The organism is Pedobacter paludis (assembly GCF_003173575.1).
Lineage (GTDB): Bacteria > Bacteroidota > Bacteroidia > Sphingobacteriales > Sphingobacteriaceae > Pedobacter > Pedobacter paludis.
Window position 1 is genome coordinate 282,204 of the sequence record NZ_QGNY01000005.1, and the last position, 14,943, is coordinate 297,146.

9 protein-coding genes, 1 pseudogene and 1 riboswitch are annotated in these 14,943 nt (G+C 37.8%); of the genes and pseudogenes, 4 read left to right on the plus strand and 6 right to left on the minus strand.

Annotated elements, in window-relative coordinates:
* Window positions 1-49 precede the first annotated feature (49 nt).
* Complete coding sequence (gene rsgA, locus DF947_RS15395; protein WP_109930933.1) at window positions 50-970, minus strand: ribosome small subunit-dependent GTPase A; 921 nt, start codon at window positions 968-970, stop codon at window positions 50-52.
* A gap of 1,307 nt (window positions 971-2,277) precedes the next feature.
* Between rsgA and thrA the strand changes: the two genes are divergently transcribed.
* From thrA to DF947_RS15415, 4 genes are all read left to right on the plus strand, one after another.
* Window positions 2,278-4,731, plus strand: coding sequence for a bifunctional aspartate kinase/homoserine dehydrogenase I (gene thrA / locus DF947_RS15400; RefSeq protein ID WP_109930934.1), 2,454 nt, complete (start codon window positions 2,278-2,280; stop codon window positions 4,729-4,731).
* A 102-nt stretch (window positions 4,732-4,833) separates the two neighbouring features.
* Window positions 4,834-5,847 (plus strand): homoserine kinase, encoded by a 1,014-nt coding sequence (locus DF947_RS15405; RefSeq protein ID WP_240615391.1) that lies wholly within the window; start codon window positions 4,834-4,836, stop codon window positions 5,845-5,847.
* 74 nt (window positions 5,848-5,921) lie between these two features.
* Entirely contained in the window at window positions 5,922-7,229 is a 1,308-nt protein-coding gene (gene thrC / locus DF947_RS15410; RefSeq protein WP_109930935.1) for a threonine synthase, read from the plus strand.
* Window positions 7,230-7,401: 172 nt separating this feature from the next.
* Window positions 7,402-7,944, plus strand: a complete 543-nt coding sequence (locus tag DF947_RS15415) for an REP-associated tyrosine transposase (protein WP_109930936.1) — start codon at window positions 7,402-7,404, stop codon at window positions 7,942-7,944.
* 154 nt (window positions 7,945-8,098) lie between these two features.
* On the opposite strand, the gene DF947_RS15420 is transcribed toward DF947_RS15415, so the two are convergent.
* From DF947_RS15420 to DF947_RS15440, 5 genes and pseudogenes are all read right to left on the minus strand, one after another.
* Window positions 8,099-9,052 carry a methylenetetrahydrofolate reductase gene (locus DF947_RS15420; RefSeq protein ID WP_109930937.1) on the minus strand — a complete coding sequence of 318 codons (954 nt, stop codon included), beginning with the start codon at window positions 9,050-9,052 and terminating at the stop codon, window positions 8,099-8,101.
* Window positions 9,053-9,128: 76 nt separating this feature from the next.
* A pseudogene (locus tag DF947_RS15425) lies at window positions 9,129-9,395 on the minus strand (four helix bundle protein); the annotation flags it as partial.
* Between the two features lie 144 nt (window positions 9,396-9,539).
* Window positions 9,540-13,241 (minus strand): methionine synthase, encoded by a 3,702-nt coding sequence (gene metH, locus DF947_RS15430; RefSeq protein WP_109930939.1) that lies wholly within the window; start codon window positions 13,239-13,241, stop codon window positions 9,540-9,542.
* A 120-nt stretch (window positions 13,242-13,361) separates the two neighbouring features.
* Window positions 13,362-13,465: riboswitch (SAM riboswitch) on the minus strand.
* 115 nt (window positions 13,466-13,580) lie between these two features.
* Window positions 13,581-14,336: a Bax inhibitor-1/YccA family protein gene (locus tag DF947_RS15435; RefSeq protein ID WP_109930940.1), complete on the minus strand. Its 756-nt coding sequence runs from the start codon at window positions 14,334-14,336 to the stop codon at window positions 13,581-13,583.
* Window positions 14,337-14,374: 38 nt separating this feature from the next.
* Window positions 14,375-14,941 (minus strand): hypothetical protein, encoded by a 567-nt coding sequence (locus DF947_RS15440; RefSeq protein WP_109930941.1) that lies wholly within the window; start codon window positions 14,939-14,941, stop codon window positions 14,375-14,377.
* Window positions 14,942-14,943 lie beyond the last annotated feature (2 nt).

A 14,943-nucleotide genomic window follows, 5' to 3' on the forward strand; every position in this document is an offset into this window, starting at 1 on the left:
CTTATGTTTTTCCACCATGCTTTTCAGCTCCCTTTTGGGGATTGGTGGTTTAGTGCCTCGTATCGTTTCCGTGGTAGATGCTCAAATAGCTTTCGTATCTAGAAACGGCAATATCACAATCATTTACAGCTTCCAAAACTGCACAACCCGGTTCGTTTACATGCCTACAATTATTGAAACGGCAATTATGCGAAGTTTTGAAAATCTCTGGAAAGAAATGTCCCAACTCTTCCTTTTCAATATCAATTACCCCTAATTCTCTAATCCCAGGCGTATCTACAATGAAACCACCCTGAGGCAATTCGAACATCTCGGCAAAGGTTGTAGTATGCTGGCCTTTATCGCTCCAGTCAGAAACTTCACCTGTTCTTAATTCCCGATCGGGTAAAAGTGCATTAATTAAACTCGATTTCCCTACACCAGAGTGACCGGAAATTAAGGTAATTTTATTGGTAATCAAATCTTGAATAATTGGAATATTGATTCCCTTTAAAGCCGAGACTTCATAGCAAGGGTAACCGATAGTTTGATAAATTTCTTTAAAGTCCTTCAAAATTTCCAGACCTTCTTTACTAAATAAATCCAGCTTGTTAAATACCAAAACCGCAGGCACATCATAAGCTTCGGCAGTTACTAAAAAACGGTCTATAAAACCCAAAGAAGTACGCGGTGATGCCAATGTGACTAGCAAAATTGCCATATCTAAGTTCGCGGCCAAAATTTGAGCCTGCTTACTAAGGTTTATGGATTTACGGATAATGTAGTTTTTTCTTGGCAAAAGCTCGTTAATAATCCCTGTAATGCCATCGCGTTCCAAATCAAACTTCACCTGATCTCCTACCGCAATTGGGTTGGTTGTCTGAATTCCCTTCATTCTGAATTTCCCAACAATGCGACAATCGTAGCGTTCGCCATCATCAGCCAAAACACTATACCAACTCCCGGTAGATTTAATTACTAAGCCCTGCATATTTGCAACAAAGGTATAAAAAGGATGTAAGATGTTGGATGTAAAAAAATGGAAGATGAAATTAAGATCGATTTGAAAAGCTCTGAAGTTGTTTCTTTTGACTAGACCTGCGTTTCGGTGGAACTTACGAGAATTGTTTTGATAACACCGACTACAGGAAAATATATGTTCTTTTATTTAAAATAACCACCCCGCCCTGCAGGCACCCCCAGAGAGGGAATCACTAAGCACCAAATTCCACCGTTGTAAGAAATTTGGTTTTCTATTCCACCTCCTATTGTTAGTTTATAAATTTTACATGCGGAAAGTTCTAGAAAGCTATAAGCCCCCGTTAACTAAACCTGACAGCAATGAAAATCCTTTTTGTGGTCCTGGACAAAAAAAGGCCACGTCGTTCCTCCTCGCAATGACGACAATTGGAGTATGACAGAGGTTTACAAAAAGATTGAAATGAATGGCAGGACTGATTTAACCGAAGAACTACTGAAGCACCTTTTCAAATGGTTTAGTCATCGGATGAATATAGGCCTAATGTTTATATTCATCCGATGACTTTTTAGAGAGAGGGAATCACTAAGCGCCAAATTCCACCGTTGTAAGAAATTTGGTTTTCTATTCCACATCTTATTGTTAGTTTATAAATTTTACATGCGGAAAGTTCTAGAAAGCTATAAGCCCCCGTTAACTAAACCTGACAGCAATGAAAATCCTTTTTATGGTACTAGAAAAAACAGATTGCCACGTCGTTTCTCCTCGCAATGACGACAATTGGAGTATGACAGAGGTTTACAAAAAGATTGAAATGAATGGCAGGACTGTTGCAACCGAAGAACTACTGAAGCATCTTTTCAAAATTGGTTTAGTCATCGGATGAATATAGGCCTAATGTTTATATTCATCCGATGACTATTTAGATAGAAACCACCCCGCCCTACGACCACTCATTTTTAAAAAAAGAGGGTTATTAAAAATCCACAGCACTAAGATTACCGCTTCGTTCCTCCTTAAAATGACGATTTTCCATTGTAGTTTTCGGTTCAGAAAATGTGGCTATTTCATCCGATTAAATGTTTTATTAAAATATTTTCAAAAAAAATTAAAAATTGTTTGCAATTAAGAAAAATATTCTGCTACTTTACGGTGTAGATAATACACTAAGAAATGAATTTTAACACTTCGATTATAACAACGATTATTATTACCACCGGTATAAACCAGCGGGGCTAATTTGTTGTAAATTGAAAAAACATAAAACACCAAAAGCGTCCCGACAAAATCGGGGCGCTTTTTTTTTAACCCCAAACTAAATGAAGGTACTTAAATTCGGCGGCACATCCGTAGGTTCGGCCGAGAACATTAAAACGCTGCTGCGTATAGTAGCCCAAGAAAAATTACAGAGCAATCCGGTAGTTGTATTATCGGCAATGAGTGGCGTAACCAATTTGCTAACCGATATGGCCGAAAGGGCTGAACGTGGCGAAGATTACGACGCATCTTTAAAAGAAATTGAAGCAAAACACTTTGCGGTAATCCGTTCACTCTTACCTGCAGCTGCACAAAACCCGGTTTTTACGCGTTTAAAAATCTTTTTTAATGAGCTAGAAGATTTACTGCAAGCCGTAAATAATTTACGCGAGTTAAGCTTGCAGACCAAAGATCAGATTTTAAGCTATGGCGAACGTTGTTCATCTTTCATGATCGGTCATATTGCTTCACAACAAATTCCAGAAGCCATGTATGTTAATGGTTCTGAACTTATAAAAACCGACAGTAATTTCGGGCAGGCAAAAGTTGATACCGAGCTCACCGAAATGTTGATTAATGATTTTTACCAAGCAAATAAAGGTAAGGTCTTATTTGTAACTGGTTTTATTGCCAGCAATGCAAACGGCCGAGTAACTACTTTAGGTCGTGGTGGTTCTGATTACACCGCAGCAGTTTGGGGCGCAGCCTTAAATGCACAGGAAATCGAAATCTGGACGGATGTAAACGGAATGATGACTGCTGATCCACGGATTGTGAAAAAGGCATTTTCTTTACCTGAACTGAGCTATACAGAAGCTATGGAATTAAGCTATTTTGGAGCGAAGGTGATTTACCCACCGACTATGATTCCGGCTTTTATGAAGAAAATCCCGATCGTAATTAAAAATACCTTTGAGCCAGATTTTGCCGGAACATATATAAAAAGCGACGTAAAGGCTTCGAATTTGCCAATCAAAGGCATTTCTTCGATTGATCACATCAGCATTATCAATTTAACTGGAAGCGGCATGGTCGGTAAAGCAGGTTTCAGTGGAAGATTATTTTCTTTGCTTTCCCGCGAGCAGATTAATATCGTATTGATTACGCAATCTTCATCCGAACATAGCATCACCTTTGCAGTAAAACCCACAGATGCTGGTCAGGCAATCGCTTTAATTAAAAAGGAGTTCGAACTAGAATTGGATGCAAATAAACTTGCCTTGCCAGAGGTAGAAAATAATTTAGCTGTTTTGGCCATTGTTGGCGAAAATATGAAGCATACGCCTGGAATGAGTGGCAGATTATTTAATGCTTTGGGCAGAAACGGAATTAACGTTAGGGCAATTGCACAGGGTTCTTCAGAATACAACATTTCGGTTATTATCAGCGCTGGCGATTTATCGAAAGCTGTAAATGCAGTACACGATGCCTTCTTCACCGACTTAAAAAGAACATTAAATATCTTTTGTTTGGGTACTGGAAATATTGGAAAAACTTTATTTAACCAGTTAAAAGAGCAAATGCCATTCTTAGCCGCCAATAACGATTTACAGGTTAAAGTTGCAGGCATCAGCAATACCAGGAAAATGATTTTCAAGGGGGATGGATTATCTCTTGAAGATTGGGAATCGGAGCTCAACAATAACGGAGAGCAAGCAGACTTAGCAGGTTTTATTGAAAAAATGAAACAGATGAATTTGCCAAACTGTGTTTTTGTAGATAATACAGCCGCAGAAACTCCAATCGAGTTTTATCAAGGAATTTTTGAGAGCAGCATTTCTATAGTTACCTGTAACAAAAAAGGAAACTCTGCAGATTTTGCCCAATACAAATCCTTTAAAGATACTGCCCGTAAATTTGGTGTAGATTTTTGTTACGAAACCAATGTTGGTGCAGGCTTACCAATCATCCGAACGCTTAGAGAATTGATGATGAGCGGGGATAAAGTGGCTCGCATTGAGGCGATCTTATCAGGAACGATTTCTTACATCTTTAACAACTTTAAGGGCGATGCCGGATTTTACGAAACGGTTAAAGAAGCGCAGGAATTGGGCTATACTGAACCTGACCCTCGTGACGATTTGAACGGAAAAGATTTTATGCGCAAAATGTTAATTCTGGCTAGAGATGCAGGCTATCCATTAGAAGCTTCAGATGTAAAAATAGATAATATTTTACCAGAGGCCTGCTTGAATGCAACCTCGGTTGAAGATTTTTATTCGGAGCTACAAAAAAACGCTTCCTATTTCGAAGATTTAAAAGCCCAAGCCGCCAACGATAAAAAAGTATTGCGCTACATAGGCAAACTAGAAGATGGAAATGTAGAAATTAGTTTGCAGATGGTTGATGATAGTCACCCTTTTTACATGCTTTCGGGAAGTGATAACGTCATTTCTTTTACAACTGATCGCTATAAAACCCGTCCGCTCGTGGTAAAAGGCCCAGGTGCAGGTGCAGAAGTTACTGCGGCAGGCGTTTTTGCCGACATTATAAATGTTGGAACTTTAACCCCCTAATCCTCTAAAGGGAGAACTAAAGGTGAGATGGACATAGAAAAGACAAAAAAATAGTATATAGCACGGGATTTCAACCATGAGCAACAAAAAAATAAATAGACAATGCCAAATGTTTTAAATAATAATTCAGACCAAACTGATAACCTGAATGTAGCCGATGGAACGGCAATTCCTCCTTTAGGGAGTCGGGGGGTGATCCGCGTTTTTGCTCCGGCAACCGTAGCAAATGTAGTTTGCGGTTTCGATGTACTGGGTTTCGCAGTAAACGAGCCAGGTGATGAAGTTGAAATGCGTTTAACTGATACACCCGGAGTAGTAATTAAAAGGATTACTGGCGATAATGGTAAATTACCGTTAGATGCAGCAAAAAATACAGTTAGTGCAAGTGTTCAGCACTATTTGCATCACGTTAACCGATTAGATGTTGGCGTAGAAATTGAACTACACAAAAAAATGCCAATTGGTAGCGGATTAGGCTCAAGTTCTGCAAGTACGGTAGCAGGTTTATTCGCCATTAACAAATTAATGGGCGATCTTTTAACACCAAAAGAACTGGTCCCATTTGCCATGAAAGGTGAGGAACTGGCTTGTGGATATGGCCATGCTGATAACGTAGCTCCTGCTATTTTAGGTGGCTTTGTTTTGGTTAGAAGCTATGAACCACTTGATGTAATTTCTTTGCCTACACCTGCCGGAATGTATGCGGCAATCGTTTACCCTGAAGTAGATGTACCTACGAAAGATGCCCGTCAGATGATTCGCAGTAAGGTGTTTTTAAAAGACGCTGTTACACAATGGGGCAACGTTGCGGGTTTGGTAAGCGGATTATTTATGAATGATTTCGACTTAATCGGCAGAAGTATGAAAGATGTCCTGGTTGAACCAACACGCTCTATTTTAATTCCAGGTTTTGAAGACATGAGAACCATTGCAATGGAAAATGGCGCAATCGGTTTTGGTATTTCTGGTTCGGGCCCATCCGTTTTTGCTTTAGCCAAAGATGAAGAAACCGCAAAACGCATTACCAAGGCACAACAACAACTTTTACACAAATTAAATATTAACAGTAAAGCTTACGTTTCTTCAGTAAATGCCGAAGGACCAAGAGTTATGTAATAGGTAAGATGGTAGATGGAAAATCTAACTAGCTTACACCTTCCATTTTACATCTTCCATTTTCCATTAGAAAAATGAAACTATATTCAACCAACAATAAAGACTTACGCGTTTCTTTTAAAGAGGCTGTTTTTAACAGCATGCCTCAAGATAAAGGCTTATACATGCCGGTAGAAATTCCTGCTTTAGATGCAGATTTTATCCAGAATATTGAAAAATATAGCTTGCCGGAAATTGCCTATAAAGTCGCTTCCACATTATTAAAAGATGAAATTCCAGCTGATGATTTGAAAGCATTAATTAACGATGCAATTAATTTTGATGCGCCTGCGGTGAAGCTTGATGATAAGACCTTTGTATTGGAACTTTTTCATGGCCCATCTTTAGCATTCAAAGATTTTGGCGCCCGTTTTATGAGTCGGGTGATGGCCTATTTCTTAAAAGACGGCGAAAAGTTATTAGATGTTTTAGTTGCGACTTCTGGCGATACCGGTGGTGCTGTCGCATTGGGCTTTTTAGGCGTACCAAATACTAGAGTAACAATCCTTTATCCCGAAGGAAAGGTTAGTCCGATACAAGAATTACAGTTAACCACAAATGGCCAAAACATTAGAGCTGTAGAAGTTAAAGGCACTTTTGATGACTGCCAAGCTTTAGTTAAACAGGCTTTTGCTGATGCTGAATTGAATGCAAAGTTCAGATTGACCTCTGCAAACTCCATCAATATTTCGAGATTAATTCCGCAGACTTTCTATTATTTCAACACCTATGCACAATTGAAAAAACAAGGGTTAACTGATGTTATTTTTTCTGTTCCCAGTGGTAACTTTGGAAATATCGGCGCAGGCTTACTAGCTTATAAACTCGGCTTGCCTGTTAAACAATTTATTGCAGCAACCAATATCAACGATACCGTTCCACGCTTTTTGGAAACAGGTATTTACGAAACTAAACCATCAACCCAAACCTATTCAAATGCAATGGATGTTGGTGCACCAAGCAATTGGGTTCGCATTATGAATTTGTTTAAAGAAGATGTTGAAGAACTGAAAAAAGTGGTTACTTCATATCGTTTTAACGATGAAGAAACACTTGCAGGCATTAAAGAAATCGATGCTAAGTTTAATTATGTTGCATGTCCGCATACTGCGATTGCTTATTTAGCCATAGAAAAATTTAGAAAGGAACACCCTGAAGATCAAAGTGCAACTGTGTTTCTATCAACGGCACATGCTTGTAAATTTCCAGATATTTTCCCTCAAGATATTGCTGCCAAAATCGAAATTCCTGAACAGGTAAAAGCTTTGGAAAGTAAACCTAAACATGCGGATAAACTGGGCGTAGATTTTGAAGGATTTAAGCGTTATTTGTTAGAAAATTAAGGTGGATTATAAATCCACAACGCTATGGTCGAGAAAACATTTCTCGACCAGCCTAAGCATTAGTTAGTCGGGATTTGCAATCCCGTCTTTTGAACTAAGGGTTTTTAATCCTTAAATCCCCCTATTATAGATTACATCAAAACTGTACAAAAAGCATTTTATAATACTTATTATGGCTTTTAAATACAATGTAACAGATCAAAATGATCTTTATTTTATAACAACAACTGTAGTTGGCTGGATTGATGTCTTTACCCGCAAAGAACTTGCTCAAGTCATAATTGACAGCTTAAAATTTTGTCAGCATCATAAGGGATTGGTTATATATGCATGGTGCTTAATGCCTAGTCATTTACACATGATTGTTAGCGCTGAAGAAGGCAAAAAGCTTTCTGATATTATAAGAGATTTTAAAAAATTTACATCAAAACGAATTGTATCTACAATCAAGGAAATTAATGAAAGTAGAGATTGGTTATTGGATAAATTTTCATTTGCAGCCACAGTACACAGCAAGAGTGATGAGTATAAATTTTGGCAGGACGGATTTCATCCTATTGCGCTATATTCAAATGAATTTAAAGATCAAAAATTAGAATATATTCACAATAATCCTGTTGAAGCTGGAATTGTACATGAACCAGAACATTACATTAATAGTTCTGCTATAAATTATTCAGGAGGATTAGGGCTATTGGATGTTGTATTTTTATAAATTTTATTATTAATGTGGATTAAAAATCCACATTTCTATGGTCGAGAAAACATTTCTCGACCAGCCTAAGCATTAGTTAGTCGGGATTTGCAATCCCGTCTTTTGAACTAAGGATTTGCAATCCTTGAAAAGGAATGACCAATTTTTAACCAAATTAAAATATCGCTTTAGCAATTTTTTTAGTTTGTTCTGGTCTACCCATGGTATAAAAATGCAATACTGGCGCACCGAAATCCATTAACTCTTTACATTGCTTAATCATCGCTTCCGTACCGATTTCTTTTGCTTCAGCATTGTTTTTTGCGTGAGATAAGGCATCAGTTAATTCGTCCGGTAAATCGATATGAAAAATTTTAGGCAAAACATTTAACTGTGTAAGTGTGCTAATCGGTTTTAAACCTGGAATAATAGGAACGTTAATATCGTTCTCTCTGCATTTTTTTACAAAGTCGAAATATTTTTGATTATCGAAAAACATTTGGGTTACAATAAACTCTGCACCCATATCTACCTTTTGCTTTAAATATTTGAAATCGGCATTTAAGTTTGGTGCTTCAAAATGTTTCTCAGGATATCCGGCAACGCCAATACAGAAATCGCTTTTAAAGGTTTCTATATCCTCGTGCAAAAATTTCCCATCATTGTGGTTTTTAATATGCTGAATTAAATCAGTAGCATAACAATGTCCGCCTTTTGTTGGAATAAAAGAATGATCTGCTGCTCGAGCATCTCCACGCAAAGCCAAAACATTATCAATACCTAAAAACTGCAAGTCTATTAAGGCATTTTCTGTTTCCTCTTTAGTAAATCCGCCACAAATTAAATGCGGAACAGCATCTATTTTATATTTATGGATTATGGCTGCACAAATCGCTATCGTACCTGGTCGTTTACGGTAAGAAACCTTTTGTAAAAGTCCGTTTTCCTGTTCTTTATAAATGTAATCTTCTCTTAGAGAGGTTACATCAATAAACGGAGGATTAAACTCTAATAAAGGATCAATTGCATCGTAAATCCATTGAATGCTTTGTCCTTTTATGGGTGGCAATAATTCAAAAGAGAATAAGGTTTTACCCTTTGCGTTTTTTATATGGTCTGTAATTTTCATTGTGTAGTTGGTTCGTTGTTTGGTTTTTTAGTTGGTTTGGGTGTAAATCACAAAGCCTACTTTATTTAATGAAATTCTATTCTTTTGTGAGATATCTTATATAGCCATTAACTAGTTTCCCTAAAATCTCAATTTCATTTATGCATTCAGTTAGTTGAATTTCTGAAATATATCCAATATCAAATGAGACATAAATTTGAGTTTCTAGCTCATAAAGCGAACCTCTAGAAATTGCCAAAAACTGGATAGTTTCCTTTCCGTGGCGCCTACCCGACCCTTCAGCAATATTGGATGGAACTGAAACAGCACACTGCCTAATTTGAGATGTTAATCCATACATTTCTTCTTTGGGGAAAGCTCATGTTAATTTGTATATAAAAGCTGTAAATGCCCTTGCCTTTTTCCAAACATCTAATTCTGTATATTTTTGATAAGCCATATTTAACTTCTTAACAACTAAAAAACCAATCAACCAAAAACCAACAAACTAATAAGCCAAATTAGGACTCAACCAACGTTCAACTTCTTCAATCGACATATTCTTCCGTACGGCGTAATCTTCAATTTGGTCTTTGGTAATTTTTCCTAAACCGAAATATCTCGAATCTGGGTGGGCGAAATAAAATCCACTTACGGCTGCGGTTGGGTACATGGCGTAACTTTCAGTAATCTTTAAGCCAATTTTTTCTTCTGCATCCAATAAGGCAAATAAAGTACCTTTTTCGGTATGTTCCGGACAAGCTGGATAACCTGGCGCTGGACGGATACCTACATATTCTTCCTTAATTAAAGCTTGATTATTTAGATCTTCATCTTTTGCATAACCCCAATATTCCTTACGAACCAATTCATGTAATTTTTCGGCAAAAGCTTCTGCTAGCCGATCAGCGAGTGCCTTTACCATAATGCTGTTATAATCGTCGTAGTTTTTTTCGAACTCCGCGACCAGTTCATCACATCCTATGCCAGTTGTAACTGCAAAACCACCAAAATAATCTTGTACGCCACTCTCTTTATCGGCAATAAAATCTGATAAAGCATAATAAGGCTGTCCATCTACTTTTTCTGCCTGTTGGCGTAAAGTATGGATTCTTACCTTTTCAGCATTTCCGTTTTTAAGTTTTTCGTCGGCTTTTAACGTATCGCTTTGCACTTCCAATTCAATATCATCGCCTACGGCATTAGCTGGCCAAAATCCAAATACAGCTTTGGCAGTTAACAGCTTCTCGCTTACAATTTTGTTTAAGAGTACCTGTGCATCGTCAAAAAGTTTTTTGGCTTCATCGCCAACATTTTTATCATCAAATATTTTAGGGTAGCTTCCACGAAGTTCCCAAGTATGAAAAAATGGTGTCCAATCGATGTATGGAACAAGTTCTTCTAAAGGATAATCATCCAATACTTTGGTTCCTGTAAAACTTGGTGCTGGTGCAACCTTCGTGAAATCAGACTTAAATTTGTTCGTTCTCGCTTCTTCCAAAGTTTTAAAACGCTTATCAGAGCGTTTATTCAAGTGTGCTTCACGGGCTTTATCGTATTCTGCTCTAATCCCCGCCACGTATTCATCTTTGGTTTCGGGGTTCATCAGTGTACTACAAACTGTAACACTTCTCGAAGCATCCAAAACATGAATTGCCGGTCCAGAATAATTGGGCGCAACTTTAACCGCCGCATGGATTCTAGATGTTGTAGCTCCACCAATAATTAACGGAATGGTAAAACCCTCGCGTTCCATTTCTTTGGCAAAGTGAACCATTTCATCCAATGATGGGGTAATCAAGCCACTTAAACCAATAATATCGGCATTAATTTCCTTGGCTTTTTTAATGATTTCCTGTGCAGGAACCATTACACCCATATCTACAATTTCGAAGTTATTACAAGCCAAAACAACGCCCACAATGTTTTTACCAATATCGTGCACATCGCCTTTTACGGTAGCCATTAAAACCCTTCCTGCTGATGAACTTTGATTTTGATCTGGATTATCCAATTTTTCCTGTTCGATAAATGGCAACAAATAAGCAACTGCCTTTTTCATTACCCTTGCCGATTTTACCACTTGTGGTAGGAACATTTTTCCAGCGCCAAATAAATCCCCTACGATGTTCATTCCATCCATCAACGGACCTTCGATAACCTGGATAGGACGATCATATTTCTGGCGTGCTTCTTCAACATCATCATCCAGATATTCTACAATTCCTTTTACCAACGAATGGGATAATCGTTCCTCTACTGTTCCTTTCCTCCATTCTTCATCACGAACAATTTCTTTTCCCTTACTTTTGATGGTATCTGCATATTCTACCAAACGTTCGGTAGCATCATCTCTGCGATTAAGCAAAACATCTTCTACACGCTCTAAAAGTTCGGGTGGAATTTCCTGATAAACTTCAAGCATTCCTGCATTTACAATGCCCATATCTAAACCTGCCTGAATGGCGTGGTATAGAAATGCGGAGTGCATCGCTTCGCGAACCGTATTATTTCCTCTAAAAGAGAATGATATGTTAGAAACGCCACCACTAACTTTAGCGTAAGGCAGGTTTTCTTTAATCCACCTTGTGGCATTTATAAAATCGACAGCATAATTGTTATGCTCTTCTAAACCGGTTGCTACGGTTAATATGTTTGGATCAAAAATAATGTCTTCGGCTGGGAAACCAATTTCATGAACCAGAATATCGTAACTTCGTTTACAGATTTCTTTTCTGCGTTCGTAGTTATCTGCCTGTCCTTGCTCATCAAAAGCCATTACCACAACCGCAGCGCCATACTGCATAATTTTGCGGGCACTCTCACGGAATTTATCTTCACCCTCTTTTAAGGAAATAGAGTTTACAATTCCTTTTCCCTGCAAACATTTCAGACCATTTTCAATAACCGACCATTTAGACGAATCGACCATAATGGGCAGTTTTGCAATATCAGGTTCTGAAGCAATTAAGTTTAAGAATTTGGTCATCGCCGCTTCCGAATCCAACATCCCTTCATCCATGTTCACATCAATTACCTGCGCACCGCCCTCTACTTGTTGCAATGCAACGGCTAATGCGGCTTCGTAATCACCTCCTAAAATTAATTTAGAGAATTTTGGAGAACCTGTAATATTGGTTCTTTCTCCAATATTTACAAAAATGCTTTCGGGAGTTATGGTTACGGGCTCTAAACCACTAAGGCGCATAAATGGCTCAATAGCGGGAATTTTTCTTGGCGTTGCTTTTTTTGCATTTTTAGCAATACAGCCAATGTGTTCTGGCGTTGTGCCACAACAACCACCTACAATATTTACGAAGCCCGAAGCAATAAAATCATCAACCAAATGAGCAGTTTCATGCGGCTGCTCATCGTAAGCTCCAAACTCGTTTGGCAAACCTGCATTTGGATATGCCGATACATAGCATCCTGCTTTCGCTGCCAGCTCTTCAATATGCGGACGCATTTCTTTTGCACCCAAAGCACAGTTAAAACCGATACTTAAAGGTTTGGCATGCCTTACAGAATTTAGAAATGCTTCGGCAGTTTGGCCCGAAAGGGTTCTTCCAGAAGCATCGGTAATGGTACCGGAAATCATAATTTCCAGTTTTCTACCGATAATTTCTTCATATTTTTTGATGGCAACAATAGCCACTTTTGCATTTAATGTATCAAAAATGGTTTCGATTAGAAGTACATCAGAACCGCCATCAACCAAACCTCTAACCTGTTCGTAATAGGCAGCTTCCAACTCATCAAAATAAACAGCCCTATAACCTGGATCGTTTACATTGGGCGACATAGAAAGCGTACGGTTTGTGGGACCGATAGCCCCAGCCACAAAGCATTTACGATCTGGGTTAGAGGCCATAAATTCGTTAACCGCTTCTTTTGCAACCCTCGCCCCTTCGAAACTCATTTCGTATGAAAGGTCTTCCATCTGATAATCAGCCATGGAAATGCGCTGCGTACTAAACGTATTGGTTTCGATAATATCTGCACCAGCCTGCAAATATTCTAAGTGGATGGCTTTAATAATATCTGGACGCGTGATGTTAAGCAAATCGTTGTTGCCTTTTACATCACAAGGGTGATTTTTAAATCGTTCGCCTCTAAAATCCTCTTCAGTTAATGTATAACGCTGAATCATGGTACCCATAGCACCATCAATTACCAAAATACGCTTTTCTAATTCTTCTCTTATACCCATTGTTTTGTAAAATGTGGGATGGGAAATGGAAGATGGAAAAATGCCATAAACATCTTACATCAAACATTTTACATCTCCAAAAAGGCTTATCTTAAAAGTTGGCAAATGATTACCTTCCTAAACTTATCTTCTCTCGCCACTGCTGAGATTAGAATTTAGCACCTTGTTGGCACAGGTTGCTAAGACATCTTTGGGTCTAATCCCTCCGTCTTTCTTAATAAGCACACAAAAATGCAACAAAGCAACATCAATTCCAAAAATTATCGCTTTGCTACCAAATAAAATTACAAAGGCCATGCAAATCTGCACGGCCTTAAGAATATTGTTCTGTTTATAAAATTACCTTCTGTTTCCGAAAATTCGAAGTAAAAAGATAAAGATGTTTAAGAAATCCAAATAAAGAGAGAGCGCTGCAACTATCGAAGTTTTCTTAGCATCGATGGATAACACCTGATCGCCATTTGCTTCAATTCCTTCTCCAATTCTTTTAATCTTTTGAACATCGTATGCTGTTAAAGCAGTAAATATGGCAACACCAGCATAGGCCAAAAGCAGATTGAAGCTTTCGCTTTGGATAAAATAATTAATTAGTGTTGCAATGATAATTCCAATAACGCCTACCATTAAAATGGTGCGGAACTTACTTAAATCTACATTTGTAGTATAACCCATAAATGCCATAATCCCAAAAATTCCAGTCGCACCAGCAAAACAGCTTACTACCGAACTTGATGTATAAGCCCATAATATAAAACTTAAGCTTACACCTGTTAGCGCAGCGTAAAGAACAAATAATGATACGAGCGCAACATAAGATAGTCTACTCAAACCGAAACTAATTGTCATTACAAGAACTAGTGGAGCAAACATAGCAATGTAACCAAAAATGGTTGTACTCATTTTGCCTGTTTCTGGGTTAACAACCCTTAAATATTGCATTAGTTCTAAATTTGTTCCGAATAGATATGCGGCTAGCGTTGATAAACCTAATGCCACAAACATCCAAGTAAAAACACTTGCGAAGAATTTTTTAGAAACAGAGCCTTGCTGTACAAAAACACTGTTTTCCTGATATTGATAATTTTGTTGTTCCATTTTAATTTTGTGTATTTAAATTATATAAAAATAATGCTTTAATTCAATCTTTTTGTCAGTTGCTCTTCAACTTTTTTAAAGAATTGTAAAGGCTTTAATGTACGCCAGGGCATATTATCAAAGGCTCCACCAAAATTTATATAATAATCAATGTTGTTATCTTTAAACTCGTTAATCACATGCTCGCTAAAGTTTACACCAGCAATCCAGCCATCTTCAACTTCCTGAAACCATTCTTCATAATAGCTATCATCTGAAGCATGAAAATTTAAAACGTTTTCGCCAATGAGAATGAACTTGTTAATGCCTTCATCCATCATCAGTTCTAGAATATCCCGTTTCAACAACATAATATCGTTGTTTATGGCATCATTCCATTCTCCTATAAATTCTATAATTGCATAACTTCGGTCGTAATCGGCAAACAACACTTTCATGTAAAGCGTATTCGATCCAAATTCGTCCCATTGTGGGTGTAAAAGAAAGTTATATATCTGTTTATCGAAATAAAGTTCCGAATATTCGGTATTGTAAAATGGCGAACGCTCATCTTCTGCCGAAATATATTCATCTCTCCACTGATAATAAGGCTCTATTTCGTGCATCT